Source organism: Bacillus sp. FAU18 (assembly GCF_056033885.1).
On record NZ_JBVYHZ010000004.1, the window covers coordinates 1,673,917 to 1,698,774 of the forward strand.

General features: G+C 44.8%; 30 protein-coding genes. 4 read left to right on the forward strand and 26 right to left on the reverse strand.

From position 1 onward, the window contains the following. Window positions 1-141 precede the first annotated feature (141 nt). The 9 genes from upp to spoIIR all read right to left on the reverse strand — a co-directional run bounded on the left by upp (window position 142) and on the right by spoIIR (window position 7,065). Complete coding sequence (gene upp / locus AC0OMU_RS19690; protein WP_003227670.1) at window positions 142-771, reverse strand: uracil phosphoribosyltransferase; 630 nt, start codon at window positions 769-771, stop codon at window positions 142-144. Window positions 772-905: 134 nt separating this feature from the next. Then, window positions 906-2,153 carry a serine hydroxymethyltransferase gene (gene glyA, locus AC0OMU_RS19695; protein WP_003227669.1) on the reverse strand — a complete coding sequence of 416 codons (1,248 nt, stop codon included), beginning with the start codon at window positions 2,151-2,153 and terminating at the stop codon, window positions 906-908. Between the two features lie 206 nt (window positions 2,154-2,359). Next, window positions 2,360-2,902, reverse strand: coding sequence for a TIGR01440 family protein (locus AC0OMU_RS19700; protein WP_181220256.1), 543 nt, complete (start codon window positions 2,900-2,902; stop codon window positions 2,360-2,362). Window positions 2,903-2,914: 12 nt separating this feature from the next. Then, a complete protein-coding gene (rpiB, locus tag AC0OMU_RS19705; RefSeq protein WP_003221910.1) occupies window positions 2,915-3,364 on the reverse strand; it encodes a ribose 5-phosphate isomerase B in 450 nt (149 codons plus the stop codon). 156 nt (window positions 3,365-3,520) lie between these two features. Next, complete coding sequence (gene prpB / locus AC0OMU_RS19710; protein ID WP_015384897.1) at window positions 3,521-3,973, reverse strand: protein arginine phosphatase PrpB; 453 nt, start codon at window positions 3,971-3,973, stop codon at window positions 3,521-3,523. Window positions 3,974-4,048: 75 nt separating this feature from the next. Beyond that, complete coding sequence (locus tag AC0OMU_RS19715) at window positions 4,049-4,606, reverse strand: manganese efflux pump MntP (RefSeq protein WP_003227661.1); 558 nt, start codon at window positions 4,604-4,606, stop codon at window positions 4,049-4,051. A 77-nt stretch (window positions 4,607-4,683) separates the two neighbouring features. After that, the gene (locus AC0OMU_RS19720; RefSeq protein WP_322839793.1) at window positions 4,684-5,724 is read right to left on the reverse strand and encodes an L-threonylcarbamoyladenylate synthase; all 1,041 of its coding nucleotides are present in this window, start codon (window positions 5,722-5,724) and stop codon (window positions 4,684-4,686) included. 156 nt (window positions 5,725-5,880) lie between these two features. Continuing rightward, the gene (locus tag AC0OMU_RS19725; protein ID WP_003244265.1) at window positions 5,881-6,324 is read right to left on the reverse strand and encodes a GNAT family N-acetyltransferase; all 444 of its coding nucleotides are present in this window, start codon (window positions 6,322-6,324) and stop codon (window positions 5,881-5,883) included. Window positions 6,325-6,390: 66 nt separating this feature from the next. Next, a complete protein-coding gene (spoIIR, locus tag AC0OMU_RS19730; protein WP_003227654.1) occupies window positions 6,391-7,065 on the reverse strand; it encodes a stage II sporulation protein R in 675 nt (224 codons plus the stop codon). Between the two features lie 140 nt (window positions 7,066-7,205). Here spoIIR and AC0OMU_RS19735 point away from each other — a divergent pair, with 140 nt between their 5' ends. Then, the gene (locus AC0OMU_RS19735; protein WP_063334810.1) at window positions 7,206-7,568 is read left to right on the forward strand and encodes a UPF0715 family protein; all 363 of its coding nucleotides are present in this window, start codon (window positions 7,206-7,208) and stop codon (window positions 7,566-7,568) included. Window positions 7,569-7,584: 16 nt separating this feature from the next. Here the strand turns inward: AC0OMU_RS19735 and AC0OMU_RS19740 are convergent, their stop codons facing one another. The 3 genes from AC0OMU_RS19740 to prfA are packed head-to-tail and all read right to left on the reverse strand — an operon-like array spanning window position 7,585 to window position 9,870. Next, complete coding sequence (locus AC0OMU_RS19740; protein ID WP_015483822.1) at window positions 7,585-7,872, reverse strand: DUF5316 family protein; 288 nt, start codon at window positions 7,870-7,872, stop codon at window positions 7,585-7,587. 59 nt (window positions 7,873-7,931) lie between these two features. Continuing rightward, window positions 7,932-8,798: a peptide chain release factor N(5)-glutamine methyltransferase gene (gene prmC, locus AC0OMU_RS19745; RefSeq protein WP_003227647.1), complete on the reverse strand. Its 867-nt coding sequence runs from the start codon at window positions 8,796-8,798 to the stop codon at window positions 7,932-7,934. 1 nt (window position 8,799) lies between these two features. Next, on the reverse strand, window positions 8,800-9,870 hold the full coding sequence (gene prfA / locus AC0OMU_RS19750; RefSeq protein ID WP_003227645.1) for a peptide chain release factor 1: 1,071 nt from the start codon (window positions 9,868-9,870) through the stop codon (window positions 8,800-8,802). Between the two features lie 125 nt (window positions 9,871-9,995). On the opposite strand from prfA, the gene gloA2 reads away from it, so the two are divergent. Both gloA2 and racA read left to right on the forward strand, forming a co-directional pair. Further along, window positions 9,996-10,382 carry an SMU1112c/YaeR family gloxylase I-like metalloprotein gene (gene gloA2, locus AC0OMU_RS19755; protein WP_181220392.1) on the forward strand — a complete coding sequence of 129 codons (387 nt, stop codon included), beginning with the start codon at window positions 9,996-9,998 and terminating at the stop codon, window positions 10,380-10,382. A gap of 121 nt (window positions 10,383-10,503) precedes the next feature. Next, entirely contained in the window at window positions 10,504-11,058 is a 555-nt protein-coding gene (gene racA / locus AC0OMU_RS19760) for a chromosome-anchoring protein RacA (RefSeq protein ID WP_181220259.1), read from the forward strand. 33 nt (window positions 11,059-11,091) lie between these two features. Here the strand turns inward: racA and AC0OMU_RS19765 are convergent, their stop codons facing one another. From AC0OMU_RS19765 to spo0F, 12 genes are all read right to left on the reverse strand, one after another. Beyond that, entirely contained in the window at window positions 11,092-12,051 is a 960-nt protein-coding gene (locus AC0OMU_RS19765) for an AEC family transporter (protein WP_003242497.1), read from the reverse strand. An 80-nt stretch (window positions 12,052-12,131) separates the two neighbouring features. After that, window positions 12,132-13,829: an oxaloacetate-decarboxylating malate dehydrogenase gene (malS, locus tag AC0OMU_RS19770; RefSeq protein WP_015384905.1), complete on the reverse strand. Its 1,698-nt coding sequence runs from the start codon at window positions 13,827-13,829 to the stop codon at window positions 12,132-12,134. Between the two features lie 288 nt (window positions 13,830-14,117). Beyond that, window positions 14,118-14,705 (reverse strand): thymidine kinase, encoded by a 588-nt coding sequence (locus AC0OMU_RS19775; protein WP_014478269.1) that lies wholly within the window; start codon window positions 14,703-14,705, stop codon window positions 14,118-14,120. An 88-nt stretch (window positions 14,706-14,793) separates the two neighbouring features. Beyond that, on the reverse strand, window positions 14,794-14,994 hold the full coding sequence (gene rpmE, locus AC0OMU_RS19780) for a 50S ribosomal protein L31 (RefSeq protein ID WP_003151132.1): 201 nt from the start codon (window positions 14,992-14,994) through the stop codon (window positions 14,794-14,796). A gap of 118 nt (window positions 14,995-15,112) precedes the next feature. Beyond that, window positions 15,113-16,396 (reverse strand): transcription termination factor Rho, encoded by a 1,284-nt coding sequence (gene rho, locus AC0OMU_RS19785; protein ID WP_003221939.1) that lies wholly within the window; start codon window positions 16,394-16,396, stop codon window positions 15,113-15,115. A gap of 30 nt (window positions 16,397-16,426) precedes the next feature. After that, complete coding sequence (locus AC0OMU_RS19790; protein ID WP_003227632.1) at window positions 16,427-16,588, reverse strand: hypothetical protein; 162 nt, start codon at window positions 16,586-16,588, stop codon at window positions 16,427-16,429. Window positions 16,589-16,802: 214 nt separating this feature from the next. Continuing rightward, the gene (gene glpX / locus AC0OMU_RS19795) at window positions 16,803-17,768 is read right to left on the reverse strand and encodes a class II fructose-bisphosphatase (protein ID WP_014481197.1); all 966 of its coding nucleotides are present in this window, start codon (window positions 17,766-17,768) and stop codon (window positions 16,803-16,805) included. 30 nt (window positions 17,769-17,798) lie between these two features. After that, window positions 17,799-19,088, reverse strand: a complete 1,290-nt coding sequence (locus AC0OMU_RS19800) for a UDP-N-acetylglucosamine 1-carboxyvinyltransferase (protein WP_047183336.1) — start codon at window positions 19,086-19,088, stop codon at window positions 17,799-17,801. A 240-nt stretch (window positions 19,089-19,328) separates the two neighbouring features. After that, window positions 19,329-19,466, reverse strand: coding sequence for a hypothetical protein (locus tag AC0OMU_RS19805; protein WP_181220395.1), 138 nt, complete (start codon window positions 19,464-19,466; stop codon window positions 19,329-19,331). After that, window positions 19,466-20,104, reverse strand: a complete 639-nt coding sequence (gene fsa / locus AC0OMU_RS19810) for a fructose-6-phosphate aldolase (protein WP_003227626.1) — start codon at window positions 20,102-20,104, stop codon at window positions 19,466-19,468. Before fsa ends, AC0OMU_RS19805 begins: the two co-directional genes overlap by 1 nt. Window positions 20,105-20,223: 119 nt before the next feature. After that, window positions 20,224-21,081: a class II fructose-bisphosphate aldolase gene (locus tag AC0OMU_RS19815; RefSeq protein WP_003243339.1), complete on the reverse strand. Its 858-nt coding sequence runs from the start codon at window positions 21,079-21,081 to the stop codon at window positions 20,224-20,226. A 180-nt stretch (window positions 21,082-21,261) separates the two neighbouring features. After that, window positions 21,262-21,636, reverse strand: a complete 375-nt coding sequence (gene spo0F, locus AC0OMU_RS19820; protein WP_003227621.1) for a sporulation initiation phosphotransferase Spo0F — start codon at window positions 21,634-21,636, stop codon at window positions 21,262-21,264. Between the two features lie 165 nt (window positions 21,637-21,801). On the opposite strand from spo0F, the gene AC0OMU_RS19825 reads away from it, so the two are divergent. Further along, window positions 21,802-22,323, forward strand: coding sequence for a DUF2529 domain-containing protein (locus tag AC0OMU_RS19825; protein WP_015384907.1), 522 nt, complete (start codon window positions 21,802-21,804; stop codon window positions 22,321-22,323). An 81-nt stretch (window positions 22,324-22,404) separates the two neighbouring features. Here AC0OMU_RS19825 and pyrG read toward each other — a convergent pair whose 3' ends face one another. Together pyrG and rpoE are read right to left on the reverse strand one after the other, a co-directional pair. Then, window positions 22,405-24,012, reverse strand: a complete 1,608-nt coding sequence (gene pyrG / locus AC0OMU_RS19830; protein WP_003227612.1) for a glutamine hydrolyzing CTP synthase — start codon at window positions 24,010-24,012, stop codon at window positions 22,405-22,407. Window positions 24,013-24,253: 241 nt separating this feature from the next. Beyond that, complete coding sequence (gene rpoE, locus AC0OMU_RS19835) at window positions 24,254-24,775, reverse strand: DNA-directed RNA polymerase subunit delta (protein WP_003243661.1); 522 nt, start codon at window positions 24,773-24,775, stop codon at window positions 24,254-24,256. Window positions 24,776-24,858 lie beyond the last annotated feature (83 nt).

Here is a 24,858-nt window from a genome sequence, read left to right on the forward strand (position 1 = left end):
CAATCTGTTTAAAGTTAAAAAACTTTTTATACTTTACGTCTCCACAGAATGTTCACATTTTCACCTATAATTGTATACAGATTCACCGAATAGCAAAAAACTGGATAAAAAAATGAAACCCCCTTTTGGGGATTTCATTTTTTATTTTGTTCCAAACATGCGGTCACCCGCATCTCCGAGACCTGGAACAATATAACCTTTTTCGTTTAATTTTTCATCTAGCGCCGCAATGTAAATATCAACGTCCGAATGATGCTTCTGCAATTCTTCCACACCCTCCGGCGCTGCTACAAGACACATGAAACGTATATTTTTCGCACCGCGTTTTTTAAGGCTGTGAATGGCTTCAACTGCGGAACCGCCTGTAGCGAGCATCGGGTCAACCACGATGAATTCACGCTCTTCCACATCAGAAGGAAGCTTGACATAGTATTCCACGGGTTTTAAGGTTTCTGGATCACGGTAAAGGCCGACATGTCCCACTTTTGCCGCAGGAATCAGCTTTAAAATGCCGTCAACCATTCCCAGTCCTGCTCTGAGGATAGGAACCACTCCGAGTTTTTTCCCCGAGATGACTTTCGATTTCGCAGCCTGAACCGGTGTATTGATATCCACTTCTTCCAGAGGAAGATCGCGGGTAATTTCAAATGCCATGAGTGTAGCCACTTCATCTACTAACTCTCTAAAATCCTTCGTACCTGTATTTTCATTCCGTATATATGTCAGCTTGTGCTGAATTAAAGGATGATCAAATACATAAACCTTTCCCATACTGTGTTTCAGCTCCTTTTTTATTGTCCCATCAACAATTACACACTTCTATTGATTCTACAAAAAAAGACATTGAGTTTCAAGAACATCGTCAAAAAACCCGCCGGGCATAAGCCCAAGCGGGTTTTAGGATCTTAATAATCTAATTCTTTATATAAAGGAAACTTATCAGTCAGAGCAGCTACACGCTGTCTTGCTTCTTCAAGTTTTCCTTCATCTTCGTGGTTTTTCAATGCAAGCGCAATGATAGCACCGACTTCTTCTAATGCGTCTCCGTCAAAACCGCGGCTAGTTACAGCAGCTGTACCAAGACGGATGCCGCTTGTTACGAAAGGTTTTTCAGGATCATATGGAATCGCGTTTTTGTTAGACGTAATACCGATTTCATCAAGTACATGCTCCGCAACCTTACCAGTCAGTCCGAGCGAACGAAGGTCAACAAGGATAAGGTGGTTGTCTGTTCCGCCTGAAACGAGCTGGATACCCTCTTTCGTTAAGGCTTCAGCCAGACGCTTCGCATTTGAAATGACGTTTTGTGCATATGTTTTGAAATCGTCCTGCAATACTTCACCGAATGAAACAGCTTTTGCGGCAATAACGTGCATTAGCGGGCCGCCTTGAATTCCAGGGAAGATCGATTTATCAATTTTCTTGCCAAACTCTTCACGGCAAAGGATCATACCGCCGCGAGGACCGCGAAGTGTTTTATGTGTTGTTGTTGTAACGAAATCAGCATAAGGAACCGGGTTTGGATGAAGGCCTGCCGCAACAAGTCCTGCGATATGTGCCATATCCACCATGAAGTAAGCGCCGACTTCATCAGCAATTTCACGGAATTTCTTAAAGTCGATTGTACGAGGATACGCACTTGCTCCTGCTACGATAAGCTTCGGTTTATGAGCGAGGGCTTTTTCACGCACGTCATCGTAATCAATATATTGAGTTTCTTTATCTACGCCGTACTCAACAAAGTTATATTGAACACCGCTGAAGTTGACTGGGCTTCCGTGTGTTAAATGGCCGCCGTGGGAGAGGTTCATCCCAAGTACAGTATCGCCTTGCTCCAAAATCGTGAAGTACACTGCCATGTTTGCTTGTGCGCCTGAATGAGGCTGAACGTTTACATGCTCCGCTCCAAAGATTTCCTTCGCGCGGTCACGAGCGATATCTTCAACGACATCGACGTGCTCGCATCCGCCGTAGTAGCGTTTGCCCGGATATCCTTCTGCGTATTTATTTGTCAAAACAGATCCTTGTGCTTCCATAACCGCTTCACTTACAAAGTTCTCAGAAGCAATCAATTCGATCTTAGTCTGTTGGCGTTCACGCTCATTTTTAATGGCGTTAAACACTTGTTCGTCTTGCGCAGGTAAATGTTTCATCAGCGAGATCCTCTCCTATCCGTATCCTGTTCTTTGTTTTTACCATCACTATTGTACATGGTTTTTAAGCTCGATGTAAAAGATTATTTTTAAAAAATCTAAATTTTTATTGGTAAAAACGAATATTAATAACTTAAATTTAATTTAAAGTTCGGAATTTATTCCACTGTCTTAAAATAAAAGAAAAGACTGGCTATGCAGTCCTTTCATTCGCACTCATAAACCGCCCGCACTCCGCCGATTAGTTTCGGACGTGTACGCGCCAATGTCACATGAGCTGAACCGAGGCTGTTTTGAGAGACACGCACAGGGACAGCCACCGGCTTCAGATGCATGCCGATAAACGTATCGCCTATATCAATTCCGGCGTCAGCCTGAATGGTTTCAACAAGAACAGGAGACTTCATCTGCTTAAACGCATAAGACGACATCGCGCCGCCCGCTTTTGGAACGGGCACGGCAGAAACGGTTGGAAGCCTGAACAGCTTGGCTGTTTCTGCTTCGACGACAAGCGCTCTGTTCAAATGCTCGCAGCATTGAAACGCCAGATGGATTCCCGTTTTTTCCCGAAGCTCAGCAAGTCCGCTGTAGATGCTTTCAGCGATATCTACACTGCCCGATGTTCCGATCCGGCTGCCGGCCACTTCGCTCGTGCTGCATCCAAGGACGAAGAGATGATCTTGTTTCAATTCCGCTTGGTCCTGAAACTCAGACAGCATCGTCTTCCACGTTTGTTTCAACTCATTCATTAAACAGCACCCCTACAGGTTTTTCTCTTCATAATCTGAGATTTTTCCAATACGCGTTTGGTGTCTTCCCCCGGTAAACTCAGTGGTCAGCCAGATTTTTGCGATTTCCCGAGCCAAACCAGGTCCGATCACCCGTTCACCCATCGCAAGGATGTTTGTGTCATTATGCTCCCTCGTCGCCTTCGCGCTGAAGGTATCGTGCGCCAGCGCGCAGCGAATCCCTTTTACTTTATTAGCGGAAATGCTCATGCCGATGCCTGTCCCGCAAATTAAAATGCCTCTGTCAACTTCGCCGCTAACCACTTTTTCGGCCACCGGAAAAGCATAATCCGGATAATCGACAGAGCCGCTGCCGCAGTCACAGCCCATATCAATATATTCAATTTGCAATTCGTCCATTAACTCTTTGATTTCATTTCGAATGTGAACGCCGCCATGATCCGATGCAATGGCTACTTTCATCTGCTTTTCCTCCCAGCGTGTGTGATGCGGCCCGCCCGCTTTATTGACCGCGCAGCCTGTCCGCTCTTTGATTCACACCATATGATGTGCTTTTCACTATATTCTACTCCTTCACGCAGGATTTGCAAATGACCTGTTTGCAGATTTTCTGACAACTTATCTGCGGTCTTTTTTCAGCTGTTTTGCCAGCTGCCGAAGAAGCTCTTCAAGCTCATCTCGCGTTTGTTTATAGATGTCAATTGAGCCGCCGAACGGATCGATGACATCACCATGGCTGCCTGTGACATATTCTTTTAACGTAAACACTTTATCACGATAACGTCCAAATTGACTGGCAATGATCTGTTTGTGCTGATGGGTCATAGCCAGAACCAAATCAGCGGATTCCATATGTTCTTCAGTTAATGGAGAAGACACATGATTAAGGGCAATGTGTTTTTCAAACAGCGCTTCGACTGCATGAGGCGTCGCTTTCCCATTTGGCGAAGCAAACACGCCTGCCGAGCGGACATTGACATTCAGCCCTTCCATTTCTGCAATTGATTTAAAAAGCGCCTCAGCCATTGGGCTGCGGCACGTATTTCCAGTACAGACAAAAATAATATCCATGTCAGTCACCCCTTATTTTTCTCTATTATATATGAAGAAAAAAGAAACGGCGACTTCGTTTCTTTTATTGGTATATTAAATTGGCAAAAGCAACTTTAGTCCAAACACGATTAATATGATGCCCCCGAGCGCTTCGCTGTATGTGCCAAGCCATGACTGCACTTGTTTTCCGACCAGCAGGCCCAGCCATGTCAACATCATGCTGAACAGCCCGAACAGGGTAATTGTGAGGAGCGGATGCGAGCCGTATATCCCCAAGCTCAAGCCGACGGAAAAGCTGTCAAGGCTGACGCCGATGGCAAACAGCAATAAGCCCGGCCCTGCCGGTGACATAAATCGTTCTTCTGACTGTTTAAAAGAGGCCATAAGCATTTGAACCCCAAGAACAAAAAGCAGCGCCCCACCGATATAAACCGCTAACACGCCGAGGAGCCCTGACAGCATGTTACCGGCCGCCATCCCTGCGAGAGGCATGATGACGTGAAAGAGGCCGATGATGAAACCAATATAGAATATCTGCTTCTTTCTAAGTTTGACCATGCCCATTCCAAGGCCGACAGAAAAAGCATCCATCCCTAAAGCAAACGCCATGATGCTTAATGTAATCAGTTCGCCTATAAACAAATCCGACATACATAAATAACCCCCTTGGACACGCCCGCTTTTTTAGCCTATGCGTGTCCAAAAAGGGTTAGAACATCTGACTGCTTTCAGCGAATCACTCTTCCTCCGGCGGCTTTCATCAGCCTGTTCATAATGGCGAGGCCGACACCTGTGTCCGGAAAGGATTCCGAGATAATGAAATCCACCTGATTCTCATCAAAACTGCGCAAAGCATCATACAGCCCTGCCGCAACAGTCTCAAGCTGAGCACGTCTTCCGCAGCTCTTCACATAATCAGCGGAATAAACGCCCGCGTTTTCTTCTGTCGTCAGGACGCCGACCCGTCTTCCGCCCTGTTGATATTCTTGAATGAGGTGCTGAATGCGCTCTGGGCTGCCTTCGCAAATGGCAAGCGGGGCTGTCGGCGCATAATGTGTATATTTCATCCCTGGAGAAATCGGCTTCTCGTTTTGGTCGCTGAGCCCTTTATCCACATGGATCGGCCCGATCACCGCTTCAATTTGTTCCTTCGTAATGCCGCCCGGACGCAGAAGAACAGGGATGTCGTCCGCACATGAAAGCACAGTTGATTCGACCCCGATTCCGGTAGGGCCTCCATCCATAATGCCGGCTATGCGGCCATCCAAGTCGTGAGCCACATGCTCCGCTTTTGTGGGACTTGGCTTGCCTGAAAGATTGGCGCTCGGTGCTGCAATCGGCAGTCCCGATTCGCGAATCAATGCAAGGGCAAGCGGATGATCCGGCATTCTAATGGCAACCGTTTCAAGACCTGCCGTTACACGAGGTGAAAGCGCACCAGGTTTACAAGGCAGAATGAGCGTAAGTGCTCCCGGCCAAAACCGTTTCATCAATGTTTTCGCCTTTTCCGGCGCCGGGCCCGTTAAATCCTCAAGCTGGCTGATATCCGCAATGTGGACAATCAGGGGATTATCGCTCGGCCGCCCTTTCGCCTCATATATTTTTTTGACGGCATCCGTATTTTTTGCGTTTGCGCCTAGGCCATATACTGTTTCTGTCGGAAAGGCAATGACCTCATTTTCTCGGAGCAAAGCGGCTGCTTGTGCAATTTGTGGATCATTTGTGGATAACTCGTCAGTTACATCCACAAACCATCTTTTCGTTTTCATTTCTGACCAAACTCCTTATTCACAACAATAAAACGATTGTTTTACGCGTGTAATCCTTTTGAAAGTATAAAAGATGTCCTGTAATAAAACAAGCGTTATCCACAAATTGTGGACAACGCTAATAAAGAAGTGGATAAGTATGTGTATAAACTGCACTTATCCAGACGCTTTTTTCATCAAAACGGCTCCTTCTGTTTGCCGCGATTCACAGAAGTGATCAGAAGAAAACAGCTCCTCCGGTACACTCTCAGCTCTTTCAAAACCCATGGCCGTCAGAAAGTCCGCAGAGGAATGCTGATTTGCTACTAGGTACACGGTTTTGATCTGATGCTTTTCGCACAGCACCTCCATGCTTTGAAAAAGCGTGACGATATGGCCTTGGTGAAGCTTGTCCGATATGACAAGTGATCGCAGCAGCCCCTGGTCACAGCTTATTTTTTCAATACCGAGGCATCCGGCAATGTTTTTCTCACTGTCCTCCAGCATAAGAAATTGAGTGAAGCCTTCTTTCACACCTTCATAGCTGGTTTTCGCCTGTTTTAAAAATGCCTCGAGCACATCTCCGTCTTTTTCCCTTGCCACCCGCAGTTGATAAAACATCCGTTCACCCCGTTTTTGCGTTCTTTCTTCCAATCTATGAGGCAAATCTATTTTTAGACCAGATGATTAGGAAAAAAGGTCGGAAATCCATTCGACTAAAAAGAATTTCACTTCTGTGCCGTCTTCTTTCTCTTCGTTCTCTTCTTTTTTGGCTTTTTCCGCTTTAGCGGTTACGTCCTCAAGCACTTTTTCAGTCTGCTTTTTTGAGGCTTCTTTATCTTCTTGTTCTTTGACGGCTTCCCCGTTAGAAAAATCAAGAAAGCAGAGAGGCGGGAACAGCACACACCACCAGTTGGCGCCGTCTCCGTTTCCAAGCGTAATCAAAATCGCTTCATACTCACCAGCGGGATATACCATGTTGCCGTAAAGCTTTGTCGGAAATGAAATTTTGTCAAAATCAACGGATATCGACTGATTCGCTCCTTCTTTCTCCATTGTTTCCTTTGCAATTGCTTTGATTTCAGGCAGCTTTGAACGAATCACGCGACGCGCTTCTTCAATAGAAGTAATATCCTTTACCCAAGTTGTGATTTCTTTATTCACCGCGTCTCTTATATGACGTTTTAATTGCTGATCTTGGTCACTATCGCTGTTTGCCAATATTCTCAAACGAATCGCCTGATCCGGTATGACCACCGGCTGATTTTCCGATTTCTGTGCCGTCTCTTCTTTTGCCAGCCCTACGAGCGCTCCAGATAGTAAAAGAAAGATATATATACAAATGATTACTGTTTTTTTCATCGGTCCCCACCGTTCCTCTCCGTGCTTTGTTTCTAACCCTATTATGGACAAGGAGAGACGGGGGTAAACGTGCAGGGTGAAAAAAATCTAGCAAGCTGTTAATCTTATTTATGGTACGATAGTGTTTTAGGAGGTTTAAGATGAAATACAATTATACAGTGCTTTTATCAGCATTCACGATGTCCGTTCTTTATTCAGTAATTTATATTCAATCATTTATCATTGCCGCTCTCATCACAATGGCATTTTATTTTCTGTTTCCTTATTTGATCTTCGCACTGCCGCTTCAAATCATGATGAATAAAAAGCCGAAACGGTTCAGCCCTTTGTATCTGCTGTATTACCTTGCCGCTGCTTTTATTGCCAACGCGATCATTTTCGGCGTGCTTCAGCCTTCGGGACAATCTTTGTTTCAAAATACAGCCTTCTATCTTTTCGCTGTATTAACAGCTCTTATCTATTGGATATGGGACTCTGTTTTACTGCAAAAAAAGGAAGCCTAAGAGGCTTCCTTTTTTATTAAAACAAAATCGTCAGCAAATAACATAGAATGGAAGGTATCGCCGCAACAAAGAAAGCGGCCGCCATTTTCATGCGAGATGTACGGCCTTCTTTGGTTTCTGAATGGTAGTTTGCCCGCTGATCGCTTCCGCTTACAGCCAAACCCGATGTAATGATCGCGAGCCCCACTAAAACGAGAGACGCAACGCCAAAAATCGCTTCATATGAAAGAGACTGCGGAAAAATGGTGCCAATCATACTCTCAATCGCAATGAGCAGGATTCCTGCTGTCAGGGCCTTTTTCATGTTTACATCCCCTTTGCTGGTGTTAAACAGCTTGATCCATCCACTCGCCAGCAAGCTGCTTATTTATTTTTATGAATCAGAGCGCATATGGTTCTGTCTTTTCCATTAATATCTTTCAGCACTTCCACTTCCGCTCCCTTAAACGCCTTGAGGATCAGGTCTTTGACCGCCGCTCCCTGTTTCCATCCGATTTCAAAAACGACAAATACTTTATCCTTCATGACAAGCGGAATGTCTTCCATAAACCGCTTATAAAATTTCAGCCCGTCTCCGCCATCGGTGAGAGCGTGCAGCGGCTCATGAAAACGGACAATTTCCGATAGATCAGCCATTTCTTCCTCTGAAATATATGGCGGGTTTGAGACAATGATATCCGCTTTTTTTCCCGCCTTAATAAAAGGCTCAAGCAGATCGCCCTGATAAAAGCGTACATTCGCTCCGAGTTTTTCTGCATTGGCAGAGGCGACTTGCAGCGCCTCTTTTGAAATATCGACCGCCGACACAGAAAAGCTTTGGTTTTCAAGCGCAAGCGTGACGGCTATTGCGCCGCTCCCTGTACCAACGTCAACAACTTCGAGCTTGCCGTCTTCAGAAAAGACACTCCGATATTTTTCAAGCAAATGAAAGACAACTTCTTCAGTTTCCGGCCGCGGGATCAGCACATCATCATTCACCATAAATTCCCGTCCATAAAAAAACTCTTTTCCTATAATGTATTGAACCGGCACGCCCTCTTTATGCATCTCAACGTGACGCTTAAAGCGATACAGTTCGTCTTCACCAATCGGTTCCTGTAAGCTTGCGAGCAGTTTGCTTCTCTCCATTCCGGTATCATAAAGCAATAGGAGCTCGGCAGCATTTTCTTCTCTTCCCGCTTCGGTTAAATAAGAAGAAGCCCATTTCAGGGCTTCGAATATCGTCTTCATCTTAACCTTCCGACTGCTGAAGCTTGCTTGCCTGATCTTCAACAATCAGCGCTTCAACCACTTCGTCAAGTTTTCCTTCAAGAATCTGATCAAGCTTTTGAATCGTCAAACCGATTCTGTGATCCGTCACACGGTTTTGCGGGAAGTTGTATGTGCGGATACGTTCAGAGCGGTCACCAGATCCGACTGCTGATTTCCGTGTTTGATCATATTCAGCCTGGGCTTCCTGCTGAAATTTATCATAGATTCTGGCACGGAGAACCTTCATTGCTTTTTCTTTGTTCTTAATTTGAGATTTTTCATCCTGGCATGATACAACAACACCTGTCGGCAAGTGAGTCAGACGAACCGCAGACATTGTTGTGTTAACGCTTTGTCCGCCCGGTCCGCTTGAAGCAAACGTATCGACACGGATATCCTTCTCATGGATGTCAACCTCTACCTCTTCTGCCTCAGGAAGACATGCTACTGTTGCAGTGGATGTATGGATGCGTCCGCCTGATTCTGTTTCCGGAACACGCTGTACGCGGTGGGCGCCGTTTTCATATTTGAGTTTAGAATACGCGCCGCTTCCCGTAATCATAAAGATGATCTCTTTGTAGCCGCCTGTTCCGGTTACATTCGCTTCCATGACCTCTGTCTTCCAGCCCTGAAGCTCGGCATAACGGGAATACATTCTGTACAGGTTGCCCGCGAATAAAGCGGCTTCCTCGCCTCCCGCGGCTCCGCGGATCTCCATAATAACGTTTTTATCATCATTAGGATCTTTCGGGATCAAGAGCACTTTCAGGCGTTCGGACAGTGTTTCCGTTTCCTTCTGAAGTTCAGAAATCTCTTCCTTCACCATGTCGCGCATCTCAGCATCCAGCTTCTCTTCAAGCATCGCTTTTGCATCAGCCAGCTGTTCTGACGCATCTCTGTATTGTCTATATACGTCAACTGTTTCTTGTATATCAGATTGCTCTTTTGAATATTCTCTTAGCTTTTTCGGATCGTTGACTACTTCTGGATCGCTTAAAAGCTCATTTAATTTCTCGTATCGTTCTTCAATTGATTTTAAACGGTCTAACACGGTCTTCACCTCTGTTTTCCTGTGCGTAACATTCTCATTATAGTATAGTGATTAACCCCAGTCAAAAGCATTTCAATCCCAGCTGGAAAAGCTCCCTCTGCTATACTGGAATTCGAGGAGGGATGATGTTGCTGAAATCCATACATCATATTGCAATCATATGTTCAGATTACGAAAAGTCGAAAGCTTTCTACGTACATAAGCTTGGTTTTCAGTTGATTCAAGAAACGTACCGCGAAGAGCGCGGCTCCTATAAGCTTGATTTGTCGCTTAACGGCTCGTATGTCATTGAGCTGTTCTCGTTTCCCGATCCACCCGAAAGACAAACCCGGCCTGAAGCCGCAGGCCTGCGCCACCTCGCCTTTACAGTCGGCAGCTTGGATAAAGCGGTTCAGGAGCTTCATGAAAAAGGAATCGAAACAGAGCCAATCAGAACAGATCCGCTGACCGGCAAGCGTTTCACCTTCTTTTTTGATCCTGACCGACTTCCATTAGAACTGTATGAACAATAACAGTTTTTGAAGAAAAAAAGGAGATACCCACTTTCTTTGCCGAATCTTTTCTTGTTTTGTCTAACGGGAAGGGAACCTCATTCTATGGTCGAATACCTAGCTTAAAAGGAGGTATGGGATCATGAATACAAATATGGTAGCAAGTGAACTCGGCGTCTCCGCAAAAACGGTGCAGCGGTGGGTGAAGCAGCTGAATCTTCCGGCCGAACGCAATGAGCTCGGACACTATTCGTTCACGGCAGATGACGTGAAGGTTCTAAAATCCGTTCAAAAACAAATCTCTGAAGGCACGGCGATTCAGGATATTCATCTGCCGAAAAGCGCTAAAAAGCGCACAGGCTTCCTTGTCCAAAAAACAAATAGCGACACAGAACGAAGAATCGAGCAGCTTGAACAAAAGCTGGACACCCTTTTACAGCAAAGGCAGGACGAAAGCGAATTGATGGCAAGGTTGTCGGAACTGGAACGCCAGCTGAAACAAAAAGCCGATGAAGGTGTATCTTACCAGCTGCTTCAGCACCGCAGAGAAATCGATGATATTCTTGCAGATCTGCAATCACTGACCTCACAAATGAAAGAATTCACCGCTCAGCCGACCCCCGAGACCGCTGCTGCTTCTGAAACAACCAAAACAAGAAAAAAACCGCTGCTGTCACTGTTCAAATTTCAAACCTAAAGCAAAAAGCTCCCTTTACGGGAGCTTTTTTTGTTACGCAGTAAGCGCGATAATGATTGGAAGTGAAATCAATGACAGAATCGCACTGACCACAAACGCAGTTGCAGTTTCTTCTTCTTGTTTCTCGAAACGAGTCGCAATCATGGCTGCAACGGCAGAACCAGGGAATGCAACAAGAAGGATTGCTTTTGTTGTTTGGTCAGCCGGAAGTCCGATAGCAAGAGCAATCAGGAACATTAATGCAGGCTGAACCGCAACTTTTAGTAACGCAATACCGATAGCCGGCATACTGAGTTTAATTTTACGAATACCAACGGTAACACCGACAGCAAAGAGAGCAACACCAGATGTTGTGCTTCCAAGCTGATCAAGCATTTTAACACCCAGCTCAGGAAGAGTGAAATTGAAAACCAGCACCAAGATCATACTGATTAACGGAGCAGCTGCAAGCGGCTCACAAAGACCATGCAGGATTGATTTTCCTGTCATCTTCCAGAAGCTGTCGCCACTCTCTTCGTTTTTCTTAGAAGACTCACCAACAGTAGCGATAATGATCGCGAGCGGATCAAGAATCGCGTTAACCACGATACCTGTGACCGCGATCGGAATCGCAACTTCATTCGCTCCGAATAAGCTTCCCAATACCGGGATACCCATAAATGCGAATGTCGGCTGTGCAGAGTTCAAAGAAAATACAGATGAGTTCGTTAAATCATACTTGAAAATAAATCTGCAAACCAAAAGAATGATGATATAGAAACCAACAATCCCAATAATTAAAGAAATCATTAAAGGTACTTGTGATAAAAATTCACTTCTGGAAGTTGTCAAAATACCAGCGATAAAGTGAGCTGGAAGTGCGTATTTCGTTACTAACGTACTTACCCCTTTTGCCGACTTGGCATCATAACTTCCAAAATGTCCTGCAAACCAACCCAGCACGATAACAAAGAAGATCGGCGCCAGGAGGATTAAGATATCTAAGATGCTCAAAATATTCTCCTCCAAATCCTATGTCCGTATACTTTAGCTTTACAAAAAGCTTTCCCTCGGACGAAAAATTTACTCGCTAATTATTTCGCGATGACTTTTTTGTATTCAGGTGTCCACATTGCTTCAAGTACCGCTTGTTTCACATCTTCAGGCTGACGATTTGCCACGCCGTCTTTAATTGCTGCTTCAGCAACGGCAATCGCAACTTGGATAGAAACCTCTTGAAGCTTATCAATGCTTGGAAGCAATCCTGCTCCAGGTGTTTCAAGATCAACCATTTCAGCAATCGCATCAGCAGTTGCAGCAAACATAGCAGGTGTAATGATACGCGCTTCAGCTACAATTGAACCAAGTCCAAGACCAGGGAATGCGAATGCGTTGTTAGATTGTCCGATTTCATAAGAAACACCGTTGTATTCTACATTGTCAAATGGGCTTCCTGTTGCAATAAGCACTTTTCCGTCAGTCCATTTGAACAAATCTTCAGGAACAGCTTCAGCAAGGTGAGTCGGGTTAGACATCGGCATGATAACCGGACGGTCAACGTGAGATGCCATTTCTTTTACAATTTCCTCTGTGAATGCACCTGAAACCCCTGAAGTGCCAATCAAGATCGTTGGTTTCGCTTGACGAACCACTTCATCGAATGGAATTTGACCTTTTTCGTCGCGCTTCCAGTCTTTCACTTCATCCGCATTGCGAAGGTAAGGTTTTTGGAAATCAAGGATGCCTTCGATGTCTTCAGTCAGCAAGCCTCTGTAATCAAGTGTGTAGAAACGTTTGTTAGCTTCTTCTTCAGATAATCCGGCTAGCACCATTGTGTCACGGATTTGGTCAGCAATACCGATACCAGCAGAACCAGCACCGAAGATAACAACACGCTGATCTTTAATAGAAGCGCCGGTTTTCTTCATAGCGGCAAGCACACCTGCAAGTGTAATCGCGCCAGTACCTTGAATATCATCATTAAATGTCAGGATTTCATGATTGTATTTTTTCATGATGTTGCGTGCATTTTTGTTGCCAAGGTCTTCCCAGTGAAGAAGCGCTTTAGGGAAGAATTTCAATGCAGCTTTTACATAAGCGTCAATGAAAGCTTCGTAGCGTTCACCTTGAACACGTTCATGCTTGTTACCAATATATAAAGGATCGTTTAGAAGTTTTTCGTTGTTCGTACCGACATCAAGCACAACCGGGATAACACGGCTAGGGTCAATACCAGCTGCAGCAGTGTAAACAGCCAATTTACCGATTGCGATATTAATACCGCCTACACCCCAGTCACCGATACCGAGAATGCTTTCGGAGTCAGTAGCAACGATAAGATCAATATCGCCTGCTGTCGCATGAAGGTTTTCAAACGCTTTTTCAATACCGTCAATGTTATCGATTGACAAGTAGATTCCTTGAGGTCTTCTATATTCATGGCTGTATTCCTGAATCGCTTCACCAACTGTTGGCGTGTACACAACAGGAAGCATTTCGCGAAGATGGTTTTTCAGCAATTTATAGAAAAGAACTTCGTTACGGTTTGCAAGATCACTTAAGTAAACATTTTGACGAAGGCGGTCAGGCTGCGCTTGGAATTGCTCGTACGCGCGTTGTGCTTGTTGATCAAGAGAAAGTACAGTTGGCGGCAGAAGCCCTTCTAAGCCGAGTTCTTGTCTTTCTTCTAGTGAAAAAGCAACGCCTTTATTTAAAGTAGGAATAGATAAAACTTCTTTTCCTCTAAGAGTTGTTTCTAAGTGGCCTTCTTTCGTTTTTTTTATGTTATTCAAGCAAATCTCCTTCTTTCTTGAAATAGTTAACCAAGTTAAGTAATAACCCATCTAAAATATGACCGATCATGATCTTTATGCGACTTTGTGACAATTATTCGAACAATGTCTCAAAACTATTTACATTACGTAAGCTATTGTATGCCTGTCAAAATCAAAATTCAAGGGAAGAAAATTACTTAATTTTTTAATATACTTAATTAAATTTTTTAATTGAATATTATCAGAATATAAAAAAAACACCGGTGTTTTAGCCGGTGCATTCTATCTTTATACCCATGTTTTGGACTATTTTTTAGATTTACCTGGGACTTCGTGATGATGTCTGCATCTTGCTTCATATGATTCAGATGCACCAACCAAAATGACCGGATCATCGTAAGAAGCAGGTTTGCCGTCAATGAGGCGCTGTGTTCTGCTCGCCGGTGATCCGCAAACAGAACAGACGGCTTGCAGCTTTGTCACACTTTCCGCAATCGCCATGATATTCGGGACGACACCGAACGGCTCTCCCCTAAAATCCATATCAAGGCCTGCTGCTATCACACGGTAGCCTTTATCGGCAAGAGATGATAAAACCTCAACAATTTCCTGATCAAAAAACTGCACTTCATCAACCGCAATCACATCTGTACTTTCACTGATGTGATCCCAAATGTCCGCAGCAGACGAAATGGCATAGCTCGTCATCGATGTTCCATTATGGGAGACAACAGCAGCTTCGCTGTATCGGTTATCAATTACAGGCTTAAATACCCTGACTTCCTGCTTGGCGTAAGTCGCTCTCTTCACTCTTCTGATCAGCTCTTCAGATTTCCCCGAGAACATGCTGCCGCAAATCAGCTCAAGCCACCCGCTTTGTTTCATTATGTACATGGGCTTCGCTCCCCTCTCTCTGCCAGCTGTGTTTTAAACAATATAAAAAACAGGCAAGACTGCTGCTTGCCTGTTGAGAAATCTATTATTACTTAAGACCGTATTTTTTGTTAAAGCGATCAACACGACCATCAGCAGAAGCGAATTTTTGACGGCCAGTGTAGAATGGGTGGCATTCAGAGCAAATCTCAACGCGTACCTCTTCTTTTACTGAGCCTGTTTCAAATTCATTTCCGCAAGCGCATTTAACTGTTGCTTTTTTGAAATTAGGATGAATTCCTGCTTTCATTGTATCCATCTCCTTCCGCCCTGAATCCCGTGTGGAAACAGAGTTATTATTTCGGAGCATTGTCCGAAACGCATATGAGAAAATTATATCAGTGATTTACTTCTTTTGCAAATACAATTTACCTTCTTGCAGATGATAGATTTGCCTGTTTCCATTCTTGATTGAGAATATCGAAAAATTCCTGGTTTGTTTTGGTTTTTTTCATTTTTCTCATGAACTTTTCTGCGAAATCAGGTGAATCAGACATCGTTTTGCGGATAGACCATAAACGATCTAGATGCTCTTTAGGCACAAGCAGCTCTTCTTTGCGCGTTCCTGAACGGCGGATATCGATAGCAGGGAAGATGCGGCGCTCGGCAAGAGAGCGGTCAAGGTGAAGCTCCATGTTGCCTGTTCCCTTGAATTCTTCATAAATGACATCATCCATACGTGAACCAGTATCAACCAGAGCCGTAGCAAGGATGGTTAAGCTGCCGCCCTCTTCGATATTTCTCGCAGCGCCGAAGAAACGTTTCGGACGGTGGAACGCCGCTGGGTCAATCCCCCCGGAAAGCGTTCTTCCGCTCGGCGGAATCACTAAGTTGTAGGCGCGGGCAAGCCGTGTGATGCTGTCCATCAGGATAATGACGTCTTTTTTGTGTTCCACGAGACGCATTGCACGTTCAAGCACAAGCTCGGCCACTTTGATATGGTTTTCCGGCACTTCATCAAACGTTGAGCTGACGACATCCCCAGCTACAGAACGCTCGATATCGGTTACTTCCTCAGGTCTTTCGTCAATTAAAAGCACGATCAGCTCTGCTTCAGGCTGGTTCGCTGTAATGCTGTTGGCAATTTCCTTCAGCAGCATCGTTTTTCCGGCTTTCGGCGGCGCAACAATCAATCCGCGCTGTCCAAATCCGACCGGCGCCATCATGTCCATAATTCTTGTAGACAAGAAGTTCGGCTTTGTTTCAAGCACCATTTGGCGATCTGGATAAAGTGGCGTAAGAGCCGGGAAATGCACACGCTCTTTTGCAGATTCGGGATCATCCCCATTTACTGCTTCAACGTGCAAAAGTCCATAGTAACGCTCATTTTCTTTTGGCGGGCGAACCTTGCCTGATACTTTGTCTCCGTTCCGCAAATCGAAACGGCGGATTTGTGAAGCTGAGATGTAAATGTCTTCTGAGCTTGGAGAGTAGTTGATCGGTCTCAGGAAGCCGAAACCTTCAGACTGGATGATCTCAAGAACGCCTTCCATAAACAGCAGATCTTCCTGTTCTGCATTCGCTTTCAGAATGGCGAAAATGAGTTCTTTTTTTGTCAGTTTGCTGTAATAGGAGATTTTATAATGTCTTGCAAGTTCATAAAGCTCTTTCAATTTCATATTTTCCAAAGAGGAAATAGATACGTCTTTCATAAAAACACCACGCTTTTCATAGTCAATATCTTACTCTGAACATGTCATCTGCTGCTTTTGCACAACATCCGCCAAAGCACATTCTTTTTTTAACATAAAGGAACTTCTATCGGTAACACTTCCACCCATGATCGGCGCTTTTGTTAAAAGGATTGTCTTAATGAGTTTTGAAGGAAGCGAGGACAAAAACATGAGAAGATCAATACTTATATCGTCTGTATGCGGTAGAAATTGAAACTTTCCTAGTGCTTAAAAGAAGGTATTACGCAGTAAAATTCGCAGCACTCTTTATTTTTACCTTATTTCAAAAAATTATTCAACTGAAATAAGGTTTTGACACGGAATTGATAGAGTTGACGCTTTTCTGCAAAAGTTAAAGCGGGCTCACACCCGCTTTTTCTGTTTGTTATGGACGGATTACAAGATTTGGTTTCTTTTTCAAGCTGTGTCTGCCGTCAACGAAACGGACAGTGCCTGATTTTGCACGGATAACTAAGCTTTCAGTTGTACCGACAGAGCCTTTGAATTGAACTCCTTTTAACAGCTCGCCGTCAGTAACCCCTGTAGCTGCAAAAATCGCGTCATCACCCTTCACAAGGTCTTCCATGCGAAGGACTTTGCTTAAATCAAGGCCCATTTTGTGACAGCGTGTGATTTCTTCTTCGCTTTGCGGAAGAAGTTTACCAATGATTTCTCCGCCGAGTGCTTTTAGCGCAACAGCGGAAAGCACACCCTCAGGAGCGCCGCCTGATCCGAACAGGATATCAACGCCCGTGTGGTCGAAAGCCGTGTTGATGGCGCCTGCGACATCGCCGTCATTGATCAATTTGATTCTGGCGCCGGCCTCACGAAGCTCGGAAATGATTTTTTCGTGTCTTTCACGGTTTAAAATTGTGGCAACGACGTCCTCAACGTCCTTGTTTTTCGCTTTTGCCACCGCTTTAAGGTTGTCAATGACAGGTGCTTCGATGTCAATGCAGCCCACCGCTTCCGGACCGACTGCGATTTTTTGCATATACATGTCAGGAGCATTCAGAAGCGTGCCATGGTCTGCGACCGCGATCACCGTCAACGCGTTCCAGCCGCCGCTTGCTAAGATGTTTGTGCCTTCAAGAGGGTCAACTGCGACATCAACGCGAGGGCCGTACCCGTTTCCGAGTTTTTCCCCGATATACAGCATCGGCGCTTCGTCCATTTCCCCTTCACCGATTACAACGGTCCCTTTCATCGGCACTGTATCAAAAACGTCTCTCATTGCACTTGTTGCCGCTTCATCAGCCTCATCTTTTTTTCCCCGGCCCATCCATCTTGCTGATGCCAATGCCGCAGCTTCGGTCACACGTACCAATTCCATTGATAAACTTCTTTCCATTTCAACACGATCTCCTCTCACAAGAAACCATTATGAATTTTGAAGCTGTTCTATTTCTTCGTCAGTCATTCTTTCACGCCAAATTGTCGCTCCAAGCCCCTCAAGCTTCTTCTCAAGGCTGCTGTATCCGCGGTCAATATGCTCCAGTCCCGTAATTTCCGTGACGCCATCAGCCATCAGTCCGGCTACCACCAAGCAGGCTCCGGCACGCAGATCACTCGCCTTCACTTTTGCGCCTTGAAGCTCGACAGGACCTGTGATGATGGCAGATCTGCCTTCTACTTTCATATTGGCACCCATTCGTCTCAGCTCATCAATGTGCTTGAATCTTGCCGAGTAGATGGTGTCTGTGACGACACTCGTCCCTTTCGCCCTTGTCAGGAGCGCCGTCATCGGCTGCTGTAAATCAGTCGGAAACCCCGGGTATACGAGGGTTTTGACGTCAACCGGCTTTAATTTCTTCTGCCCGCCGACAATAAGAAGCTGGTCGTCGCTTGTTTCGATATGATAGCCCATTTCTCTGAGCTTTGCCGTTAACGACTCTAGATGAGTGGGAATGACGTTATCGATAATGACTTCCTTGCCCATTGCAGCCCCTGCAATCATAAATGTCCCGGCCTCAATTCTGTCCGGAATGATCGTATGCTTGCAGCCGTGCAGTTCCTTCACGCCGTCGATTCGAATCACATTGGTGCCCGCACCTTTGATTTTGGCGCCCATGCTGGTAAGCAATGTCGCGACGTCAATGATCTCAGGTTCCTTGGCAGCGTTTTCGATGATCGTTTTCCCTTCTGCCAATACAGCGGCGAGCATAATGTTAATCGTTGCCCCAACGCTTACGACATCTAAATATATCCGCGCGCCTCTGAGCCTTTCAGCTCGCAAATAAATGGCGCCTTGTTCATTGGTTACTTCAGCTCCGAGTGCTTCAAAGCCTTTGATATGCTGATCAATCGGACGGGGCCCTAAGTGACAGCCGCCAGGCAATCCAATGACCGCCTGCTTGAAGCGGCCGAGCATCGCCCCCATTAAATAATATGACGCGCGAAGCTTTTTTACTTTCCCGTTAGGAAGCGGCATGCTGATCATCGACGTAGGATCAACAACCATTTCCCCATTCTCAAAATGCACGTTTCCGCCGATTTCCTTTAACAGGTCACGCAGCGTTTCAATATCTGAAATCTCTGGAAGCCCTTCAATTGTCACCTCGGAATTTGCCAAAATGGTTGCAGGTATTAACGCAACAGCGCTGTTTTTAGCGCCGCTGATATGTACTGTACCGTTTAACGAGTCACCGCCGGCAATATTCAACTTTTCCATGATAGTCTCCTTCCATAAGAAGATAGCTGCGGAGCTAAATAAAATGTCATTTTATTCTGTCTCTGCAAATAAAGCTCATGTCCAAAATCTAGCCAATTCGAAGAGAAAGAATACAACACATTGTAAAATATCAGGAAGAAAATAGCGAAGCTTTGGGGGGTACAGGTTTCAAAAGATGCACAGAGACCCGCCGGCTCGAGAGACATCGTCGTCATCCGGCAAAAGCAGTACGCATACCCTTCATTCCGATATCAGCTTCTGCAGCCCAATGATTCCTTCTCTGTAAAGCGACGTCAGCATCTGAAGATCCGCTTTATCAGTCGGTGAAATACAAAGGCCGCGGCAAACAGGCATAAAGCTGTTTGCCGCCCCTTTCATTATTTGTTCCAGTCTGCCAGGAATTGTTCGATTCCTTTGTCTGTTAACGGGTGTTTAGTGAGCGCATGAATGACTTTCAGCGGCATTGTGCCGATATGAGCCCCTCTAAGAGCGGCTTCTGTCACGTGCTGCGGGTGGCGGATTGACGCTGCAATGATTTGCGTGTCAAGGCCGTGAATGTCAAAAATCTGTTTAACTTCTGAAATCAGGTCAAGCCCGTTGTGGCCGATGTCATCTAAACGTCCCAGGAATGGAGATACATATGTTGCCCCCGCTCTGGCAGCAAGAAGCGCCTGGTTGGCATTGAAGATCAATGTAACGTTTGTTTTGATGCCTAAGTCAGTAAGTGCTCTTACCGCTTTTAAACCGTCAGACGTCATTGGGATTTTCACCGTAATGTTCGGAGCGATCTTCGCCAGTTCTTTTCCTTCCTCGATCATTTCCTCAGCTTTCAAAGAAATAACCTCTGCGCTTACAGACCCTTTCACGACGTCTGTGATCTCGCGAAGACGGTCGTGGAATGATACGTTAGCTTCCTTTGCTACTAAACTAGGATTCGTCGTTACACCGGCGAGAATTCCTAATTCATTCGCTTCTCTAATTTCATCGATATTGGCTGTATCAACAAAGAATAACATTTTCAAAAAGCCTCCCTGATTAAGAAATTTTCTGAACTGCGAATATGATTGCGCTTTCTAAAGATAGACGGAAAACCGCCTGTCAAGCTGTCAGGCGGCTATAAAAAGTTCCAATTGAATTAAGCTTGGTTTGAAGAACCAAATTCACGCATTTTACCGATAACTGTTTCTTTGATCGCTTCACGAGCTGGTCCAAGGTATTTACGTGGATCGTACTCGTCAGGCTTAGCTGCCAATGTTTCGCGAACAGCTTTTGCAGAAGAAATTTGGTTTTCAGTATTCACGTTGATTTTAGCTGTACCAAGTGAAATTGATTTTTTGATGTCAGCAGTCGGAATTCCAGTACCGCCGTGAAGAACTAGCGGAAGACCAGTTGATTTTCCGATCTCTTCCATTTCTTTGAAGCCAAGGTTTGGCTCACCTTTGTAAGGGCCGTGAACAGAACCTAATGCAGGTGCAAGGCAGTCGATGCCAGTGCGCTCAACAAGCTCTTGGCACTCTTTAGGGTCAGCGTAGATTACGCCTTCAGCGATAACGTCATCTTCTTGTCCGCCTACTGTTCCAAGCTCAGCTTCTACAGATACTCCGTGGAAATGAGCAAGCTCAACAACTTTAGCAGTTGTTGCTACGTTTTCTTCAAATGGATGGTGAGAAGCGTCGATCATTACAGATGTGAAACCTGCATGAATCGCTTTCGCACAAGATTCAAAGCTTGAACCGTGGTCTAAGTGAATCGCAACAGGAACTGTCACTTTGTACTCTTCCATAAGTGCTTTTACCATAGCAACGACTGTTTTGAAGCCGCCCATGTAGCGTCCCGCACCTTCGGAAACACCAAGGATCACTGGAGATTTTTCTTCTTCAGCTGCTTGTAAAATCGCTTGAGTAAACTCAAGGTTGTTTAAGTTAAATTGTCCTACAGCATACCCTTTTTCTTTAGCTGTATTCAACATTTCCGTCATAGAAACTAAAGGCATGTCGAATGTCCTCCTTATGTAGCCTGATTGTCTTCTAGCGAAAAAAGCTTTCCACCCTAGCATGACCCATATATTGCTGTCATATGTAAATACTCAGATCGCTTTTTCTCCATAACTAGGATACCAACTTTTCGACAAATCGGCAACATAATGACATGATTCATTTGTTTCTTCTTTTTGTCAGTTAGACTTCAGGGGCAGATATTTTTTGACGGCGTCTCTGATTTCGTCGATGTCAAACGGCTTGGCAAAGTGCGTCAGAGCGCCCAATTCCTTCGATTCTTGGATCATGTCGAGCTCTCCGTATGCCGTCATGATAATGACCCGGATGTTTTCGTCAATGACCTTCATCCGTTTTAAGATTTCGATTCCGTCCATGCCGGGAATTTTCATGTCCAAAAGCACAAGGTCGGGCCGTTCTTTTGTCACAATGTCAAGCGCCTGCAGGCCGTTCGCAGCCTGAAACGTCTGGTAGCCTTCTTTATTGAACACTTCATTTAGCAAAATACGAATGCCGTATTGATCATCAACGATTAAAATTTTTTCATTCATCATTTTACACCCCAATATTATGATTTTCGTCAAAAGTAAGCAGTATTGTATGTATTCTGTTTGATTTTCCTATTTCCTTTAATTATAATAGTCTACTTTACGACATTTTCTGAGCATTTTCTCTTTTGTTGTATACTGATATTGTACGTTATAAAGGAGGATTCACTTATGTTGAAAATATTCACGACGCAGTTAACAGGTATTTTTTCCCGCATTCAGGATAAGGAATCTGACGCGATTGAAGATGGGGCGCGGCTGCTTGCTCAAGCGGTGATCAGCGGGCATTCCATTTATTTATACGGAGCGAATGAGCTTCAGGGCGTCTTTTATGAGGCCACCGAAAGCAAAGAACCCTTCCCATCTGTCAAAGCCTTTCCAGAAAGCGCTGAGGAAGTGACAGAAAGCGACAGGGTGCTGATGTTTTGCTCAGGGACGGGCACAGCCGAAGAACAGGCGCTCGCAAAAGAGCTTTATGAAAAAGGTGCGGGAGTCGTATGCGTATCGCCCGCAGCCAAAGACAGTACGGGATTAGAACAGTATTGTGATGTGCATATTGATTCTAAATTAAAAATGCCGCTTGTTCCCGATGAAGACGGCACCCGTTACGGGTTTCCCTCTTTAATGACAGCACTGTATGTCTATCACGCTTTATCGTTTACACTAAAAGAAATTCTGCAAGAGTATGCATAATATCTTATTGTACATGCTGGAACTTACCGGAAACAAATAAAAAAGACTTGCCCGCTTTTGACAAACGGCAAGTCTTTTTTATTACTTCTGATTTGCAGCTTCGACAGACGCTCCGATAAAGCCTTTGAATAGAGGCTGAGGTCTTGTCGGTCTTGACTTGAACTCTGGGTGGAACTGAGAAGCCACGAACCAAGGGTGGTCTTTCAGCTCGATGATTTCAACAAGGCGTCCATCAGGGCTTGTGCCTGAGAATACGAAGCCTTGCTCTTCCATTTGCTGTCTGAATTCATTGTTAAACTCATAGCGGTGGCGGTGGCGCTCGTACACCACTTCATCCTGATACACTTCAAAGGCTTTCGTACCTTCTTCTAGCTTACAAGGGTAAAGGCCGAGACGAAGCGTTCCTCCGAGATCCTCAACATCCTTTTGTTCAGGAAGAAGATCAATGATCGGGTATTGAGTTGACGGATCAATTTCCGCTGAGTGAGCGCCTTTTAAGCCCAATACGTTTCGTGCGTATTCAATAGACGCCACCTGCATGCCCAAGCAAATGCCCAAGAACGGAATGTTGTTTTCGCGCGCGTATTTTGTCGCGACGATTTTGCCTTCAACACCGCGGTCTCCGAATCCGCCCGGCACAATGATGCCGTCTGTTCCGCTTGTGAGTTCTGCGATATTGTTTTCTGTCACTTCTTCTGCGTTGATCCACTTCACTTTTACATCTGTATCAAACGCATAGCCCGCATGGCGGAGAGACTCGACAACAGAAATGTATGCGTCAGGAAGCTCAACGTATTTGCCGACAAGGCCGATTGTAATCGTTTGAGACAGATTGCTGACTTTGTTAACAAGCTCTTTCCACTCGGACATTTCCGCTTCTTTGCAAGCCAATTTCATGTGCTCGCAAACAAGCTTATCAAGCCCTTGTTTTTGAAGCTCCAGCGGAATGGAGTAAAGGTTGTCCGCATCTTCACATTCAATAACCGCTTTTGTATCGATGTCGCAGAAAAGCGCGATTTTATCTTTCATATCTTGAGAAATCGGCATTTCTGTACGAACGACGATGATGTTTGGCTGAATGCCCAAGCTGCGCAATTCTTTTACGCTGTGCTGTGTCGGTTTTGTTTTTAATTCGCCAGCAGCTTTAATGTAAGGTACAAGCGTACAGTGGATGTACATTACGTTTTCACGGCCGATGTCGCTCTTCATTTGGCGGATTGCTTCAAGGAATGGCAGTGATTCGATGTCTCCGACAGTACCGCCGATTTCTGTAATAACAACATCTGCGTTTGTCTCTTTCCCTGCGCGGTAAACACGGTCTTTCAATTCGTTTGTGATGTGCGGGATGACCTGTACGGTTCCGCCAAGGTAATCTCCGCGGCGTTCTTTTTTAAGAACTGTTGAATAGATTTTACCTGTTGTCACGTTGCTGAATTTATTCAGGTTAATGTCGATAAAACGCTCATAGTGACCAAGGTCCAAGTCTGTTTCAGCGCCGTCATCCGTTACGAATACTTCACCGTGCTGGTACGGGCTCATTGTTCCCGGGTCAACGTTGATGTATGGATCGAATTTTTGAATCGTCACGTTCAGTCCGCGGTTTTTCAGCAAACGTCCTAATGAAGCTGCTACAATACCCTTTCCAAGTGAGGATACAACTCCCCCGGTTACAAAAATATATTTCGTCATTTCGTTTGCTCCTCTCTTCGCTCTTAGCTACATTTTTAAAATGTACTATTTTATAAAAAATCATTTAGCCTTTTAAATGATTTATAAGAAAAATGAGGGGTGAAAATAAGAAAGCTCCCTTTCAATTTCTTGAAAGGGAGCATAACGTACTATGTTCTCTCTTCGTTTTTGAAGAGCCCAAAATACATACTACATAGTTCGACTATGAAAGTCAAGATCGTTTTGAAGATGAAATCTGATACTATTTAATTTCCTCTTCTTCATCATCATAGTCTTCATCATCTTCATCAATAATATCTTCTTCGATCTCAAGATCATCGTCGTCTTCATCAAGATCTTCTTCGTCAAAATCGTCAGCTTCAAGATCGAGTTCTTCCTCAACTTCATCCAAATCAAGGTCGTCTTCGTCGATCTCTTCAAACTCGTCAAGATCAAGATCTTCTTCGACTGCTTTCTTCGCTTTTTTCTTTTTCGCCTTGACTGTCGGCTGAGTTTCTTCATCAAGCTGATCATACGGATACCAGCTGCGAAGCCCCCACGTCTGGTCAGAAAGCGCCAGGAAGCGGCCGTCAATGTTTAAATCTGTATAAAATTGAGCGATGCGGTCTCCAAGCTCTTCTTTTTTCACGCCGAGCAAAGATGCGATTTCATTTAAAAGCTCCTGAAAAGGAACTGGTTTTTTATGTTCTTCAAATAATTCGTGAGCGATTTCAACTAAAGCCATTTCCTTTAGCTCTTCCTGTGAATATTGTTTGATACCCAAGGTCGGACACTCCCTTTCTATTACTTATATGTATCTGTTTTATCAATAATGTAAGCGATTTTGTATCGTTCTTATACAAACCA